At 43.4% G+C, this 15,895-nt stretch carries 16 protein-coding genes, 3 pseudogenes and 1 other annotated feature; of the genes and pseudogenes, 17 read left to right on the top strand and 2 right to left on the bottom strand.

Annotated features, from left to right (window positions below):
- Positions 1-354 precede the first annotated feature (354 nt).
- Positions 355-887, top strand: a pseudogene (locus tag ACFQ03_RS21680) (hypothetical protein).
- Between the two features lie 168 nt (positions 888-1,055).
- Positions 1,056-1,296 (top strand) — a binding site (T-box leader).
- Positions 1,297-1,425: 129 nt separating this feature from the next.
- On the opposite strand, the pseudogene ACFQ03_RS21675 reads toward ACFQ03_RS21680, so the two are convergent.
- Positions 1,426-1,725, bottom strand: a pseudogene (locus tag ACFQ03_RS21675) (MFS transporter); the annotation flags it as partial.
- Positions 1,726-2,430: 705 nt separating this feature from the next.
- Between ACFQ03_RS21675 and ACFQ03_RS21670 the strand changes: the two are divergent.
- The 5 genes from ACFQ03_RS21670 to ACFQ03_RS21650 are packed head-to-tail and all read left to right on the top strand — an operon-like array spanning position 2,431 to position 6,496.
- Positions 2,431-3,375 (top strand): ABC transporter ATP-binding protein, encoded by a 945-nt coding sequence (locus ACFQ03_RS21670; protein WP_379290920.1) that lies wholly within the window; start codon positions 2,431-2,433, stop codon positions 3,373-3,375.
- Entirely contained in the window at positions 3,372-4,106 is a 735-nt protein-coding gene (locus tag ACFQ03_RS21665) for a multidrug ABC transporter permease (protein WP_379290918.1), read from the top strand. The genes ACFQ03_RS21670 and ACFQ03_RS21665 overlap by 4 nt, the downstream gene beginning before the upstream one ends.
- A complete protein-coding gene (locus ACFQ03_RS21660; protein ID WP_379290916.1) occupies positions 4,103-4,789 on the top strand; it encodes an ABC transporter permease in 687 nt (228 codons plus the stop codon). Before ACFQ03_RS21665 ends, ACFQ03_RS21660 begins: the two co-directional genes overlap by 4 nt.
- A 17-nt stretch (positions 4,790-4,806) precedes the next feature.
- Entirely contained in the window at positions 4,807-5,889 is a 1,083-nt protein-coding gene (locus ACFQ03_RS21655; protein ID WP_379290914.1) for a sensor histidine kinase, read from the top strand.
- A gap of 4 nt (positions 5,890-5,893) precedes the next feature.
- Complete coding sequence (locus ACFQ03_RS21650; RefSeq protein WP_144937586.1) at positions 5,894-6,496, top strand: response regulator; 603 nt, start codon at positions 5,894-5,896, stop codon at positions 6,494-6,496.
- A gap of 135 nt (positions 6,497-6,631) precedes the next feature.
- Here ACFQ03_RS21650 and ACFQ03_RS21645 read toward each other — a convergent pair whose 3' ends face one another.
- Positions 6,632-7,237: a TetR/AcrR family transcriptional regulator gene (locus ACFQ03_RS21645; protein ID WP_144937589.1), complete on the bottom strand. Its 606-nt coding sequence runs from the start codon at positions 7,235-7,237 to the stop codon at positions 6,632-6,634.
- A gap of 216 nt (positions 7,238-7,453) precedes the next feature.
- Here ACFQ03_RS21645 and ACFQ03_RS21640 point away from each other — a divergent pair, with 216 nt between their 5' ends.
- From ACFQ03_RS21640 to ACFQ03_RS21590, 11 genes and pseudogenes are all read left to right on the top strand, one after another.
- A complete protein-coding gene (locus ACFQ03_RS21640) occupies positions 7,454-7,888 on the top strand; it encodes a TcaA second domain-containing protein (protein ID WP_144937592.1) in 435 nt (144 codons plus the stop codon).
- The gene (locus tag ACFQ03_RS21635) at positions 7,846-8,775 is read left to right on the top strand and encodes a TcaA 3rd/4th domain-containing protein (RefSeq protein ID WP_379290911.1); all 930 of its coding nucleotides are present in this window, start codon (positions 7,846-7,848) and stop codon (positions 8,773-8,775) included. The genes ACFQ03_RS21640 and ACFQ03_RS21635 overlap by 43 nt, the downstream gene beginning before the upstream one ends.
- 224 nt (positions 8,776-8,999) lie before the next feature.
- Positions 9,000-9,176, top strand: coding sequence for a hypothetical protein (locus tag ACFQ03_RS21630; RefSeq protein ID WP_379290909.1), 177 nt, complete (start codon positions 9,000-9,002; stop codon positions 9,174-9,176).
- 407 nt (positions 9,177-9,583) lie between these two features.
- The gene (locus tag ACFQ03_RS21625; RefSeq protein WP_379290922.1) at positions 9,584-11,101 is read left to right on the top strand and encodes a malate:quinone oxidoreductase; all 1,518 of its coding nucleotides are present in this window, start codon (positions 9,584-9,586) and stop codon (positions 11,099-11,101) included.
- Positions 11,102-11,882: 781 nt separating this feature from the next.
- A pseudogene (locus ACFQ03_RS21620) lies at positions 11,883-12,128 on the top strand (dihydrofolate reductase family protein); the annotation flags it as partial.
- 49 nt (positions 12,129-12,177) lie between these two features.
- Entirely contained in the window at positions 12,178-12,702 is a 525-nt protein-coding gene (locus tag ACFQ03_RS21615; protein ID WP_379290907.1) for a phosphotransferase, read from the top strand.
- Positions 12,703-12,749: 47 nt separating this feature from the next.
- Complete coding sequence (locus ACFQ03_RS21610) at positions 12,750-13,088, top strand: hypothetical protein (protein WP_260982089.1); 339 nt, start codon at positions 12,750-12,752, stop codon at positions 13,086-13,088.
- A 104-nt stretch (positions 13,089-13,192) separates the two neighbouring features.
- Positions 13,193-13,651: a GNAT family N-acetyltransferase gene (locus ACFQ03_RS21605; RefSeq protein ID WP_379290905.1), complete on the top strand. Its 459-nt coding sequence runs from the start codon at positions 13,193-13,195 to the stop codon at positions 13,649-13,651.
- Between the two features lie 88 nt (positions 13,652-13,739).
- A complete protein-coding gene (locus tag ACFQ03_RS21600; protein ID WP_379290903.1) occupies positions 13,740-14,198 on the top strand; it encodes an NUDIX domain-containing protein in 459 nt (152 codons plus the stop codon).
- A 91-nt stretch (positions 14,199-14,289) separates the two neighbouring features.
- Positions 14,290-15,099, top strand: coding sequence for a class I SAM-dependent methyltransferase (locus tag ACFQ03_RS21595; RefSeq protein ID WP_379290901.1), 810 nt, complete (start codon positions 14,290-14,292; stop codon positions 15,097-15,099).
- Between the two features lie 16 nt (positions 15,100-15,115).
- Positions 15,116-15,631: a GrpB family protein gene (locus tag ACFQ03_RS21590; RefSeq protein WP_379290899.1), complete on the top strand. Its 516-nt coding sequence runs from the start codon at positions 15,116-15,118 to the stop codon at positions 15,629-15,631.
- The last annotated feature ends 264 nt before the right edge of the window (positions 15,632-15,895 follow it).

Genomic DNA, 15,895 nt, shown 5'->3' with positions numbered 1-15,895 from the left:
GAGAATACCCTACTTTTTTGTCGCCTGTGAAGGCTCCAAATCTTGGTACACAGAATACTTTACGCCATCCAACTGTTTCCGTTAGTCTAAAAAAACGGCCTATTTTGACGAAATAGGGTCTCCCAGGTCCGTTACATTTTCGCTGTTGGACTTATTACTAGTACAACGTCCTGTTGGACACCTTTCCCACAATGGGTCGACAGCCTCAATAAGTACAGAATTACGAGGCTGCTGCGAGAAAAGTTGCGGCCTCGTTTTGTTAACGGACAAGTAACCTCTAATCAAGTACGGTGCAAAATTAACTGGTTTGCAATCCCGCTTTTGCCGATTCAAACTCGAACGGGGGGTATTGATATGAGTAATCGAATACATATCTTGGGGGCTTCGGGTTCAGGAACATCGACTCTTGGAAGCGAACTATCTTTACTTCTACCTTATGCTATTTTGGATAGCGATGATTATTTTTGGGCTAAAAAATTTTCCAAGCAGAGGGAGCAAAAAGATAGAATCCAGTTATTGAAAGAAGACCTTTCGAAGTATAATCAATGGATTCTTTCCGGGGCAGTGTGTGGTTGGGGGGATGATATCTGGTTATTTTTCTTTTTATCCCTAAAGAAATAAGGCTTCAAAGATTAAAAGAAAGGGAATTTCAAAGATATGGCGATGCCATATTACCAGGGGGAAGTAAGTTCGAGCAATCAAGGACTTTTATAGAGTGGGCTTCGCTATATGATGAAGCTGGCTTGGAGGTTAGAAGCAAAGCTTTGCACGAGCAGTGGATGTCTGATTTATCTTGTCCGATATTGAGGATTGAGGGAGATTATTCGGTTAAAGAAAGAATCGATATTGTGTTGGATTATCTTAAATCAAATGATGGGCTCAACTAACGGAAGTTCAGTCATCCATATATAGGAGCCATCCCATAAAGGTTGATAGGTTGAACTGCTGAGGGTTGCGTGTGTGACGAATGCTTCACTGCGTAATGGATAACATAGTTGACATAGTTCCAGTTATGTGATTAAATGGAAAAAAATTAATACCAGATAAAGCAATGATGGATAACGGTTAAACACCGTAGTAAGAAAGTGGAACGAGTGCCTTCAGAGAGCCGGTGGCGGGTGGGAACCGGTGCAGTCTTCTTTCTGAAATACAATCCGGAGTTGGAAAAGTGAAAATGATTCAATCCCGGTAACTTTTCCCGGCATAATCATAATGCCGTTATGATTAAATGAGTGAAAGAAGTTAAGAAGCTTCTTTAATTAGGGTGGTACCGCGAGACAACCTCTCGTCCCTTTTCGGGATGAAGGGTTGTTTTTTTATTTTCAAAAAAGATTAGGGGGAACTCGAATGGACATTCTGAAACAGCTTTCCGGGGGCAAAAACGAGAGGTTGAAAGGCAATTGAGGTCCGCAGAGGTGCAGCTGAGAGCTCTGTGATGGAGTCGGCTGTACCGCACAGTGCAGAGCCGATAATGAACATCAAAATGCCGAAAATGAAGAAACGTTTGCGACCGTACATATCGGACAATTTGCCGAAGATCGGCATCCCCGCCATTTCTGCGATCATATAGGCAGATATAACCCACACAAATTGATGCATCCCGCCAAGATCTCCTACGATGGTTCCCATCGATGTAGCCAATATCTTATTGTCCATCGATGCCATAAGAATCGAAAGCAAAAGCCCCGCTATGATCCATCCAGTTTTATTTGTTCTTAATACCACATCTAACACCCAGGCATATATGACAGCATTATGTCAGTCATAAAGAAAAAAATTACAATTAATATAGGCTCAATCTCAAAATCAGTACTTGATTTTCTACCTGCGGAATAACTAACTGGTCATCTGCCCAGCTCCCGTCCGGTTTCAATCTCGCTAACGAATCTGGGTAACGTTATTGATTTAAAAATGATGCCGTTTCAAATATAACGAAACTCACAATCGTTATTTGGGCGAAATCCTGCTCCATAGCCTTCTTTTTTGGTCAATAGCGATATGGAGTTTCGTAAGAAAATGGAAAAGAGCCGTTTTGCCCAAATAACGTTTCCAGGTTTCGTAACAAAATGCATTTTGTTTATCCCATACTCCGCCGCACACGTTGGAGTGAAATGTTACCCCGCCACATCCTGCTTCATAAAGAGCAGGGCATGATCGGATGGCCCAGCATCAAAACCAATATGTTCAACCCAATCCTTTGCCCGTTATATAGTTATTTTGGATCCACGGATTTCTTTCAAGCACTGATTATGGTTTTGAGCCTTAATATATTTAGGTGTTCTGAAATTGAGATAACGGCAGTCATGATTAAAAGGTGATTTCACGCGAATGATGTGAAGGAACAGACTGATATAATGACAAATGTAACTATTGATGAAAAATGGAATTGGCGATAATTGAGGCAAGAAATAAGAAGGGTGTGTGAAATAGATGACGGTTGCTTCGTTACAAGGGGTTGTCGTAAGGTATGGAACCCATGTTGCGTTGGACTATATTGATCTGGATATCCAGGAAGGGGAAATTGTTGGCTTGCTAGGTCCCAACGGTGCGGGTAAAACTACACTAATTCAAACATTATCCGGCTTAAAGACTGCTGAACGGGGGACGGTGGCGCTCTTCGGACAGTCAAAGCATCCATTCTCGAATCAAAATAAGGAGAAACTTGGGTTAGTTACGCAGGAAATAACGGTGTTTGACGAACTGACAGCGAAGGAGAATTTGCAGTTTTTTGCCGGGATCTACGGTCTAAAAGGAGAAGAGAAGAAAAAACGAGTGGAAGAAGCACTGGAATTTGTCGGCTTAGGAGATAAGGGGAATAAGACACCATATAAATTTTCCGGGGGCATGAAGCGCAGGTTGAATATTGCCTGTGCGTTAACACATCGTCCCCAATTCCTCATTATGGATGAACCGACGGTTGGAATTGATCCGCAGTCAAGAAATCATATTCTCGAAGCGGTAAGGAAATTAAGAAAGGATGGCACGACTATCTTATATACAACCCACTATGTGGAGGAAGTACAGGCCATTGCTTCCAGAGTGGTTATCATGGATCAAGGCCAAATCATTAAAGAAGGTACTGTAGACGAGCTGGTTCAAACCGTGCAGCATGAAGAAAAGGTAACGATCGAAGTCACGGAGCCTGATCGTGTCTCGATGACTAGAATAGAAAATATTGCCGGAGTGAGAAAGGTTGAAGCAGCAGGAAGAAAAGTAACGGTAATATCTGCGGTTGGTTCTGGCAATTTAGATAGAATAGTATCGGTTGTGAAAGAGCAGGCGGGACTGATTGGGATCCACGCGGAGAAGCCCAATCTTGAAGATGTCTTCTTAACGCTTACAGGAAAGCAACTAAGAGATGAGGGGAAAGAATGATGAGAGTTCTTTCAACGGTCAGATTTACTGCTCTTAGAATGGTAAGAAACTATATCGTATTATTACTGCTGCTTGTGGTTCCTATTATTCTCATTACTCTTTTCTCCTTTATCCTTTCAGGAATGGTAACAGAATCGGGAGTGCCCTATATTAATGAAAATGCCATGACGTTGGTGCTTTGTTTTCAACTTTTTGGCGGTTCGATTGTCATGTATCTGGTCCACAATGATCTATTCGCGGCAAATAGGACGAGGATGTATACGTTGCCATTTAATCAATCAATGTATGCTTTTTCGATTATGATGTGCGGAGTTGTTTTCTCTGTATTCCTTGGCATTATACTGATGCTGTATACACAATTTGTCTTGGGAGTGGAATGGGGAAATTGGCCGTGGATTATCTATAACATTTGCTTGCTGGCTGTTTTATCGATCATTGTTTCCTTAATTTTTGCCTTCACCGTTAAAAATAATAAATTGGCCGAACGATTAGTTGATGCGTACGGTGTTGGACTGATCCTATTGGCCGGATTATTTTTCCCTATGCCTGACAATGCTTTCTTTGACTTCATGGGTTCTTACGGGAATCCGCTGGTCATAGCTCTCATGTCGACCGGTGAGATGAATGAATCTAATCCGAGTGAAGCATGGTTCTTAGCTAACATTTTATTAGCAGTGATATGCGTTTTGTTTATTGTGATGCTTGTTGTTGGGAGGAGGAAATTGGCGTGACGATTTTTCGCTTCGCCATCAAAAGAAGCTTTGGTAATAAGACGAATGTTGTCTTCCTTTTGCTCCTTCCCATTGTCTGTATATTTTTCCCTGAAGGAGAAGATTGGCCGCATCTTCCATATGGATACCAGTATTTTGGCATTGTCATTCTGTTTGCTGGTATTCGTCTGACATCGATTCTGCTGGAAGATCGCGCGAAAGGAGTCGTCAAGCGCTTGGCTGTCGCTCCCATTAGTTATGCACAATATTTGGGTCAAAATCTTCTAGGGTTTTCCGTCCTATTAGTCATGCAATGTGTGATCATCGTTATGGGCGGTGTCCTTGTTGGCCATGAATTGTACCAGCCGTTATGGCTGCTGGTATTATATACTTCGTTCAGTTTTACTGCTATAGCGATCGCATTGGCATGGATTTCGTTTTGCCGCAGCAAGGACACAGCATTTCTTGTATATATGTCGCTCATTTTTTTGTTTGTCGTACTGGGAGGATTGATGATTCCGTTGGATATCTTTCCTGCACTGTTAAAAAAGATTGCGCTATTATTTCCAACTTTTTGGCTCGCGGAAGGGCTGAATTGGGTTGTATTCGGAGTAAACCTCCTCGATTTTCTTCTGATTAATGCTGTATTATGGCTGTATACCCTAATCTTCTTGATTATTGGAAGCATACGGAAAATTCATTGACGTTGCTGAGGTGAAGGATGAAGACGATATTGGAGCCCATGCTGTTTGTGAAGGGATGGCGCTTTCTTCAAGCAGGCGTGCTCTTTCATTTATGGATATTAGAGGGATCTAGGGTAAGTTCTTTTATCATGATTCTCCTTTTACTCGTAATGATCAGTCTGAGATGGCGCTATCGCATGCCAGTGTGGTCCGTAGGCTTGGATGTGACGATATGTTTTTTGTACTTTCCGATTACGGATATTAGCTATTATGGATTGGTGCTGCCGATTTTTGAGTTGGCCTTTAGAGGGAAATGGTATTTTTCGTTCCTGCTTTTTGCTAGCTTATTCTTTACTCCATCTGCTTCGAGTTTTTTATTTTGGTACTATTTCCAGGGGTTCTTTTTCGGCACTTTCTCATGGATCGCATTGAAAAATCAGCAAAAATATATACTGGAAGCGGATGAGCAACGTCAGGCTCGGTACGAGCTAGAACGAATTAAGCTTGATTTATTAGAGGCAAACAAGAAAGCTTCTCATCACGCAGAATTATTGGAAAGGTATCGTATATCCAGAGAACTTCATGATCATTTGGGTCATGATTTAACCGGCGCTTCTCTTGCCTTACGAGCTTACGAGTATGTGAAGAACCCCGAAGAGGCGAATCAACTGCTGCAAGAAGTGAGAAACCGGTTAGAACGAAGCACGATCCATTTAAGGGAAACCGTTCATAATATGACCCCAACGATGTTAATCGGTGTTGATAGCTTTGAGAACATTGTGGATCAATTCCAACAGCTTAATATCGAATTTCATAAATCCGGTGATATGCTGCGAGTTCCTGCGCACATCTGGGGATGGTTAGAAGCATGCTTAAAGGAGGCTTTAACGAATGTGGCCAGACATAGCAATGCCACGAAAGTCGAAATTGATTTACAGGCAACGGATTCGATTGTGCGCTTGTTGATTGGAGATAATGGCACAGTTCAAACCAACAATTCGACAGGCAGCGGGCTAAGGGGATTGCAAATGCGAGCCCGCTCATTGGGGGGAAGCTTATCCGTTAGTCGAGACAACGGATTCTTGCTGGTTGGTGTCATCCCGTTAGACAAGGAGGGTTAGCAGGATGAGGCTTCTGATCGTAGATGATGATCCGCTGGTGTGCCGGAGTTTGCAGTTGCTGCTTGTCAAGGAAGAAGACTTTGAAGTGGTGAACACCGCAGGAAATGGACAAGCGGCGATAGAAATATGTCAACTGGAACTGCCGGATGTGATACTGATGGACATCCAAATGCCGGTGATGGATGGAATTGAATGCTTGAAGAGGATCAAGCAACAGTGGCCTTCTATCCAGATCATGATGTTGACCACGTTTCGGGATGAGCATAATATTCGAATGGCCTTGAAAGCAGGGGCGGAAGGATACTTGCTGAAATCGACATCGATTGAAAACATGGCACAGCAAATAAGAGCGTTAAAAGCCGGATCGACGATACTAGATGCCGATGTTCTAAAAGCCATCGTAGAACCGGACGGAATAAAACTTGCAGGGTTAACGGATCGTGAAAGGGACATTGTTGAATTAGTTGCTCAAGGCCTGTCGAATAAAGAAATAGCTGATCAGCTTTTTCTGAGTGCCGGTACTGTTCGAAATATGCTGTCTATCATATTAGATAAATTAGAACTTCGCGATCGGACGCAATTGGCCATTTATTATTGGCAACGATGATGTGATGCTGTATGGCTGGTTGGTTTGATCAGAATTTCCTGTCCTGATATGGGAGTCCCGCGCCGTCTTCGCAGTAGGTTTTTAGACTAAATAGGAACATTGCCCAATTATAGTTGCAGAACCGATAGAAATTTGTTACTTCCTTCCAGTTTTGGGATTCTCGATTTGAAGCAGCTCAAGGACGACGGTCATCATCTCCTCCAACGGAATCCGTTCATCGACAAAATGCTGCAGATTGTATCCGTTAAAAATCGCCATGCAAGCTGTAGACAAGGTTCTAGCATCCAAAGGGCTCTTCGCAATGCCTTCATCCTTCATGACCTGGATAAAACGAGCGAGAAATTGCCTCCACTCCTCCATTTGCGTGATGAGCCGGTCCTTAACCATGGGAAGGTCGTTGGAGTTCATGCATCCTTGGATCAAGAGCAGCGAGGCCCCTTGCTCGTACGCCTCGTTCACCAAGCGAAGCGAATAATTCAGGAAATTTTCAAGCAAATTCCGCTCCTTGTGTTCCAGGGCGGATTTAAGATCGTCAAAGTAAAAATCGATACCGTCTTTTATGATTTTAAGCAGAAACTCCTCTTTGCTGTTGAAATGAGCATAGAATCCCCCTTTGGAGTACCCGGCATGCTTTACAATTTGATCTATGCTTGTATTGGAGTAGCCTTTTCGAGAAAACAACTCCACGCCGGACTTCATTAGCTTTTGGATTGTTTGCTGCGATTGCTCCAGATTTCCCATCCAAAAATCCCCTTTTTATAATTCTGATGTCCTATTGATTATAACATATCTGCTTTAATATAATGTTCTAGTATATACCGACTAGTTGGTATCTATATTGCAAATTGCGAACAAGCAGATCGAAACGTGTTCCGGTCTCTTGCTTTGCCAAATTGGAGGGAATTTATGAGCCAGGCGCCCAATCATGGGATGAGACCACAAGCGGAGAGAAGGATATTGAAAAATAAACCCGTCATGATCATTGCCTTCCTTCTTGTGATCGGTTTGATTTTGCTGCTTTTATTCTCATCGAGCTCGGGCGGGGATAAGCAGGCATCCGAGGTGATCCGGAAGTTTGAGAATGCCATTGCCGCAGAAGATACCGAGGCGTTGAAGAAGTTGCTCTCCGTCGATGACGAGGCTATGGAAATGACGGATGAACGCTTGCGCCAATTGATTCAATACGCCAAGGAAGAGCGCGATTATTACGAAGCTACGCTTCAAATCATGATGGGTCAGCAAGCGCTGCTGGAAGAAGCGGAGTATGTCAATACCGGTTTGCTGGATAAGATGTCGCCTGACCAACTATTGAATTCCGGAGAGCTGTATTTAAAGAAAAAGAAGGGGTTTTGGTCCGATTCTTACACCATCGGTGTCCGCCCTCAGTATTAAACATCACGCTGGAAAACGATAACGGCACGATCACGGTCGACGGCAAAGAAACCCACGAAGTAAGCAAGGGCAATCATTCGGTCAAGCTTGGGCCGCTCTTTCCGGGGGAGTACCAGGTTGATTTCAAAACCAAGTTCGATTACGTCGGCAAAGAGATTACCGAAAGCGAACCGGTCAGTCTGCTCGGAATGGAATCGGAAACCGATTACTCGAAAATGGTGACCGGAGATCAGGTGAGGATTAACAGCCCATTGGGAGAGGTGCAGGCCTATGTCAATGACCAGCCGACTCCTTTTGTCCAGCGAAGCTACATGGATGATTCCTCCGGCGATTATTTCTATCCCGCATTCAGCGACGGATCGCAGAAGATTTACGGCGTTGCCAAGTTCCCTTGGGGAGAATCCAAGAGCGAACCCGTCGTGATTGATGATTTGTCCGACAATTATGATATTACGCCGCCTTTGCAGGAGCAGACGCGGAAGGAAGTGCTTGATTTTGTAACGTTGTTCTTGGAGACACGTGCAGAAGCTTACGGTTCGAAAGACATTAGCGAACTGGAGAAGTTATATCCCAACTTCGAAGGCGATTTGTTGCAGATGGTCGAGGCGGATAGGGAGGATATGTACTACCCCTGGGGGTCGGACAATACCTTGCAGTCGGTAAAGCTTCAGGAATTCCGTTTCACGGGTTCGGAAGATCCGGCCGATCATGTAGCAGTTTTTTATGATCGCGAGAAGAAGCACTTTTTTGTCCAGGTTACAGGGATTCACGCATTTTATGCTTTGACGATATCGGACGGAGACGTTGATGACATAGACAATGATGAATTGTTGAATTTAAACCTTGTCTACACCGATGGAAAGTGGACGGTATCCAAGATATTCTAGTCATAAGGAGCTGAAAAATAAGCGTCACCGATTTAACAGCGACCGCTACTTTCCAAGAAACGATCAACTGATTTTAGCTTGATATTAGCTGCCTAACAATAGAGGCAGCTTTTTTCATTCTATAATCAATAATCCAGTAGACCTAATTTTTTTAATATGTTAGGATTGCAACAAATATAGAATGAGGAATTGGCAAATATGGAAAATAACGTGAAGAAATGCCGATGATATTTGACATCCATGTGGCGGAAAAGAAGCTGAAGGTAAGCTTTGGCCTGCCAGATATGAATCCATGGCATGAGGTGGATATGGATGCGCCAGTCGGACTGCAAGAGATTGTATGCAAATATAATAATGTGAATATAGAGAATCCAGAACAATTTTGGCGAGGGATGGATTGAATAAAGGAGGGGAAATGCCTATGGAAGAATGGGTAACACACTTCCATTTTTCCGAACGTGGACGATTAAATTTATTCTAATACTGGGGAGTAGCCAGCGAAGAGAGGCCGCCTCTTGAGCAAGCTTTAGGGGCGGCCTTTTTATTTTCTCACACGTACATATTCTAAAAAGCTAGAAAATTGGCTCAGATCCCCATTTTATTAACTGCAAAAGGATATCATCACTGAAATTACCAGCTTTTAAATAGAGAATAACTATCATATAATAGTAAGTATGTTAATCTATCAATAATAGTGTTACACTATAATCAAGATTTTCATTGATCCGGAGAAGGTGTGAACTCAGTTCGTACCCTGTCTTGCTATGGGCTGAGCGGAGGAGGTTCCATCTTTTCTTCAAATACTAGCGTGTTAGGGACGGTAAAAATGAGTGACAGACAAAACGAAACAGACGTTATCTTGATTGGCGCCGGAATCATGAGTGCAACTTTGGGGACAATATTGAAAGAATTGGTTCCCGATTGGAAAATCACTGTGTTGGAAAAGCTGGCAAGCGCGGGAGAGGAAAGCTCTAACGAATTGAATAATGCGGGAACGGGGCATGCTGCTCTGTGCGAGCTTAACTACACAACGGAAATACCGGACGGATCCATAGATATTAGCAAAGCGATTAAGGTTAACGAGCAGTTTCAGGTTTCCATGCAGTTCTGGTCATATCTTGTCAACAGCAATCTGATTCGCAACCCGCAGGACTTTATCATGCCGCTGCCTCATATGAGTTTAGTTCAAGGGGAACAGAATGTAGCGTTTCTGAAAAAACGTTTCGAGGCGATGTCGAGCAACCCTCTGTTCCAAGGGATGGAATTCTCCGATGACCCGAACAAGTTGATGGAATGGATTCCGCTCATCATGCAGGACCGGACATTGAACGAACCTATAGCGGCAACAAGAATCGAATCCGGTACGGACGTCAACTTTGGCGCTTTAACGCGCATGCTGTTCGACCATTTGAAACGTAAAGACGTTGACATTAAATTCAAACATAAGGTTGGCGGCATTAAACGTACCAGCGACGGCTTGTGGGAATTGAAAGTACGGAATCTCGACAGCGGCAGCGTGGAACGCCATACGGCCAAATTCGTCTTTATCGGCGGCGGGGGAGGAAGCCTGCCCCTACTGCAAAAGTCCGGTATTCCCGAGGGAAAACATATTGGAGGTTTCCCGGTAAGCGGACTATTTATGGTGTGCACTAATCCGGAAGTTGTCGCTCAGCACCATGCCAAGGTGTACGGCAAGGCCAAGGTTGGAGCACCGCCAATGTCCGTTCCGCATCTGGACACAAGATTTATCGATAACAAGAAATCGCTGCTCTTTGGACCGTTTGCCGGTTTCTCACCCAAGTTCTTAAAAACCGGCTCGATGTTTGATTTGTTAGGTTCTGTCAAACCGAATAATGTAATAACGATGTTGGCGGCGGGCGCCAAAAACATGGCCTTGACCAAATACCTGATCCAGCAGGTTATGTTATCGAAAGAGCAGCGCATGGAAGAGCTGCGGGAGTTTATCCCGAATGCCAAGAGTGAAGATTGGGATCTGTTGGTGGCCGGCCAACGTGTGCAGGTGATCAAAGATACGGCTGCCGGCAAAGGAACGCTTCAGTTTGGTACGGAGGTGGTTAGTGCCTCTGACGGTTCGATAGCTGCATTGCTCGGCGCCTCTCCGGGTGCTTCTACCGCCGTTTCCGTCATGCTTGAGGTCATCGAAAAATGCTTCCCGCAGCATCTGAAAGAGTGGGAGCCGAAAATCAAGGAAATGATTCCTTCTTATGGCGTGTCATTATTGAAAAATCCGGGGTTGATCGATGAAATTCACACTTATACAGCACAGGCGCTCGGATTAAAGAAGGAACTCCAGCCCGCCCACTAGGAAATAAACAAATATAAATGCGTTAAGAGGCCTTCGTCCCGACTTCTGGGGATGGAGGCCTTTTTGGCTTTGTCGGCAGGCTTTGCGCTTTTCATTTTCGCTGCCAGGTCCTTTATCGTGGGGAACCGTATCATAAGTGACGGCGAAAAATAGTGAGTCTATGGTGCGTGCTTATGTTTCAATAACATTGATATATAGAAAGCCTCTTTTTCAACAATTAGCTCTGTACTGACTACACTGTAATTGATTCCTCTCATTGTTATTCCATTTACCAATTTAGTAAGATGAAGAAAGTTTCCAATTTCTGAAACGTAAATATCCGTCGTTGAGTCGTCGGGGAATATGCACATTACTCTCATGGGATTCATTCCTTTCTGACATGGAGTTACCCCGCACAAATGCGAGGATTAGTTGAATAGATATATATTTATTGCAAGTTCCTCCTGGCTTAATCCACGTAATTTTCGAAAGTGCCGAATGCCCTGCCACCCATCTCAAAAATCACTCATAGCATCCACCTAATCAAACCATAGACCAGCCAGTTGATTGCTCCAAGAGACTATAGGGATTATTTTCAATAAATATATTCTAAAGGGATTATTTCGATATAATAAGACTGTCCCCTTTTCAGCTCGATGGTTGAGTTTTTTAAATGTGCAACCCGTGAGCAGGGAAAGAAGCGAATCTACGCTCGCGGAAATAGTGGATAGGCTCCGAAGCAGAAGTGTAAGTGAGCAAAAAAGGATATTGAATGTCATAGACGCTATGCTGGATGATGTGAGAAGTAAACAGAATAAAGAATAAGCCTGGTAAAGACATGTGGCTGTATGGCGGAGCGAGTCTTATTACAACTTTTATCCGTTTAGGGCTGGTTGATGAATTTAGATTATCTGTCCACCCTGTTGTTTTGGGAGAAGGAAAACCGTTATTTATTGATTTAAACCAGAGGTTGAATTTAAAATTGGTTGATACAAGAACTTTCTCCTCTGGCGTTGTGCGGCTAATCTATCATTTGAATGGCAATTAGCAAAATAGAAAGGGATGGTTGCCATAGCCATCCAGTCAGGTGTTTCCTTATGAACATCGTCCTAGAGCTTATGGAAGAATTACGAGGTTTAAATATAACTCGTTTTGAAGAGCTGAGTAAGGGCTTTTCGACTGCGCAAAAAAATGTGCTCTATTCAAAGGATGACGCATCGCAGTATCTCTTGAAAATATACGGTATGGATAAAGCAGAGAGATGCAAAATAAAATTTGATTTGTTAAAACGGCATTTCGATAATGCCGTTTCCTGTCAAAGGCCGATCCAATTCGGGATCCATGACGAGCTCCAAGTATGCTACATAGTATTGTCGTATGTTCAAGGCGAGAGCGGGGACAAGTCCATACCCAGCAAGAGTGTGGAAGAGCAATATACTCTAGGAGTGTTAGCGGGGAAGGAATTGAAGACAATTCATCGGGTAACCCCGGCGAAGCCTTATGATTGGTATCATAAGCGAACCCAGAAGTATCGGAATAAAGTTGATGAATGTAAGAGACGTGGGCTAACCTTAGGCAGGATTTTATTGAACAGTACATTCAAGAGAACATTCATTGGTTAAAAGACAGCCCGGTTACGTTTCAACATGATGATTTTCACCCTCAGAATATGATTGTTAAATCGGATGGAACGATTGCGATTATAGATTTCGACTCCTATGATTGGGGCGACCCGTTCGAAGAATTTTTCAAGTTGCCCAAATATACAATTTATTTAAGCGTGTCCTTTGCGAAAGGCCAAGTGGATGGATATTTCGATCATAAAATACCCGAAACCTTTTGGCGGAAATATAATTTGTTCGTCGCCTTAAACCAGCATGCGAGCCAGCTTGGCGGCGTAATCTCAAATAATCTGGCTTATGTTCAAGAAAGAACCCGATCCATTATAGAAACACATGATTTCCATAATAATGGCGCACCGGACTGGTACACTCGTTGTCCCGTTTGAAGCATTCCCCTGACCTATGGAGGAGCTATTTTGAAAACGGTTTTGAGATGAAACGGGTGGGCTACGCAAGAAATTTTACATAATACTTGAAGGGGAACGAAAATATGGCATTGGTGCGATTGGCTGCATTAGACGATGTTGGTGAACTTGTTCAGATGCGTTGGGACTTCTCGGAAGAGGAGGCCAGTAGTTCGGTCGGTTTTGAGGAGTTTCACCGGATTTGCAGTGAATTTTTGGTTAAAGCATTGGAAAGCGGAGATTGGTACATTTGGATCGCGGAAGTTGAGAATAAGATAGTTTCACATATGTATCTGCAATTAATCCATAAAGTGCCGAGACCGGGCAAATCCCCAGACCCTTATTTCGGTTACGTTACCAATGTCTATACCCGTCCTGCTTTTAGAAGTCAAGGGATCGGAACCGAGATTCATACCGCCATGGAAAAATGGTCTAAAGAAAATAAAGTCGAATTTCTTATTGTATGGCCAAGCAGCAACAGTACTCAGTTCTATTCAAGAAATGGCTTTTCTCTATGCGAAGAAGCTATGGAAAAGCACTGGTAATGGATGCGATTGGATAGACAATAAGATTCGAGATATCTTTAAGCAGTGAAATAATGTTGCTGAATATATGAAATTGCTGGAGGTAATTATGAAACCAATAAGAAACTCTGCTAAAGCAATAATAATTGAACATGACAAAATTTTATTAACGAAGAATATAGATGATTTTGGTTTTTTTTACTTATTTCCCGGTGGTGGGCAAGAACACAGTGAGGAACTAAAAGATGCTGTTAAGAGGGAATGCTTGGAGGAAATTGGACAAGAGGTAATTGTTGGCGAACTGGTTTATGTACGTGAGTATATTGGCAAAAATCACGAATTTTCAGCATGGGATTCGGGATTTCATCAAGTTGAGTTCTATTTTATGTGCTCGCTTGCTTCAAATGCTCCACTATTCGGGGATGGCACTAATCCTGATCAAGATCAGGTCGGCGTTGAATGGATTGAACTTCAGCAGCTTGATGAGATTAGATTATATCCAAGAGCATTGGGTAAAAGCATTAAACGGAATGAGCTAGAACTTCGATATTTTGGTGATGTAAATTAATTTTGCCAACAATATTCTGCCCCAGAAGGAAAAATGAAAGCACTTACACGGCCTGCTCAGGGATGGATCATTTGGAAAAGGAGTTGTTTGCGTGTCGAAACTGTTTTTTGACCCGATGAAGCACCCCGAATGGATTCAGCCACAGACTGTAGAGTGGTACGCAAATTTAGCGATAGAAACCGGGGGATACAAACACCCATGGAAGTCGGAATTCGATGAGCCGAGAGCCGAGATTATTTTTGCAGACAAAATTGCGACCTATATTAATGAAGATACACGAATGCTGGACGTTGGCTGCGGCCGCGGTGACTTCACATCGTTGTTTGCCCATAAAGCTAAGGAAGTCGTAGGCATTGATGTCATAGAGGGCTATATTGCATCAGCCAACAACAAGAAGACCGGAGAATCCGTTAAATTTCTTGTTGTGGATGCAGACAAACAGCTGCCGTTTCCCGACAGTTTCTTTGATGTTGTTTATACGAAAAAAGGACCATGGCTATTTCACGAGGGAAGCCAGGAGGGCCGTAGGGTTATCAAGTCTGGGGGCATAGTGCTGGGATTATATCATTGTGGGACAGATGGGGGACTTAGAAACCTCTTCCCCGGACTGTACAATCCTTTCCCGGAAAATTACCTAGATGAAGTTAAAGTGAAGTTCGAACGCCAGCTTTCCGAAAGCGGTCTAGAGGAAGCCGAATTAGTGATCTTTGAAGAGGTGGAATACCTTTCGAGGCCCGAGGATGTACTGCACAAAAAGTGTTTTGGTCAGAGTGAAGCATTGAAGAAAATGGTCTGGCGGGAATGCCTAAACGATGTGGAGGAAATATTCCGCCAGAATGCTACGCCAAGAGGTTTAAAAGTCGTCAACTATCATGCTTTGATGGTTGGGAGAGCGAAATAACGGAGGTATTTCTTACATGGGTTCAAATTCAAGTGTAGTCGTCGTGCCCTATGACCCCGATTGGGTTCAGTTATTTGAAAAGTTACGGGAGTTTGTTCTCCCGGTTGTGAGCGACCTCATCGTCACGATAGAACATGTCGGGAGTACATCTGTTCCGGGATTAGCAGCGAAACCGATTGTCGATATGGATGTGATCGTGCCTTCTCAAGCGGATGTGCATATAGCCATTCAAAGGCTTTCAACTCTTGGTTACGTTCATGAAGGCGATTTGGGGATCGCCGGGCGGGAGGCTTTCATCCCTCCTGATCACTTGCCCCGGCATCATTTGTATGTATGCACTCAAGAAAACGACGAATATAAACGTCATATCCTCTTTCGCGATTATTTGAGGACCCATCCTGACGATTCCGAAAAGTACGGTGAGCTAAAGCTGGAGCTTGCCCAACGATTCCATAATGACCGTAAGGCATATACAAATGCCAAGAGCGAATTTGTGGAACAGATTTTGCAAAGAGCCGGATGGAATAGCTAAAGACTTCAAGGCTGCCGATTACGTCGAGGGCCTTGTATGCATGATATGAAAGCCGGATAATATCGTAGCCATTGGCGTGGTCCATCTGCCATTGAATTGGATTTAATTCTGATGTTCAGTGAGTCCTTGGCAGGTTGATCGAGTGTATGAAAACTGATGAGTATTATTGAATATTATAAAATATTACTTAATATTACTAACTCAACTTTCGCAGCTTAGATTGGCAAACAAACCCTTGATATAACTGGGTAAGGTGCTCATCCA

The organism is Paenibacillus residui, assembly GCF_042677205.1.
In the GTDB taxonomy this organism is placed as follows: domain Bacteria; phylum Bacillota; class Bacilli; order Paenibacillales; family NBRC-103111; genus Paenibacillus_L; species Paenibacillus_L residui.
Note: the sequence above shows the minus strand (reverse complement) of the source record. Positions and strands in the feature narration are given on the sequence as shown.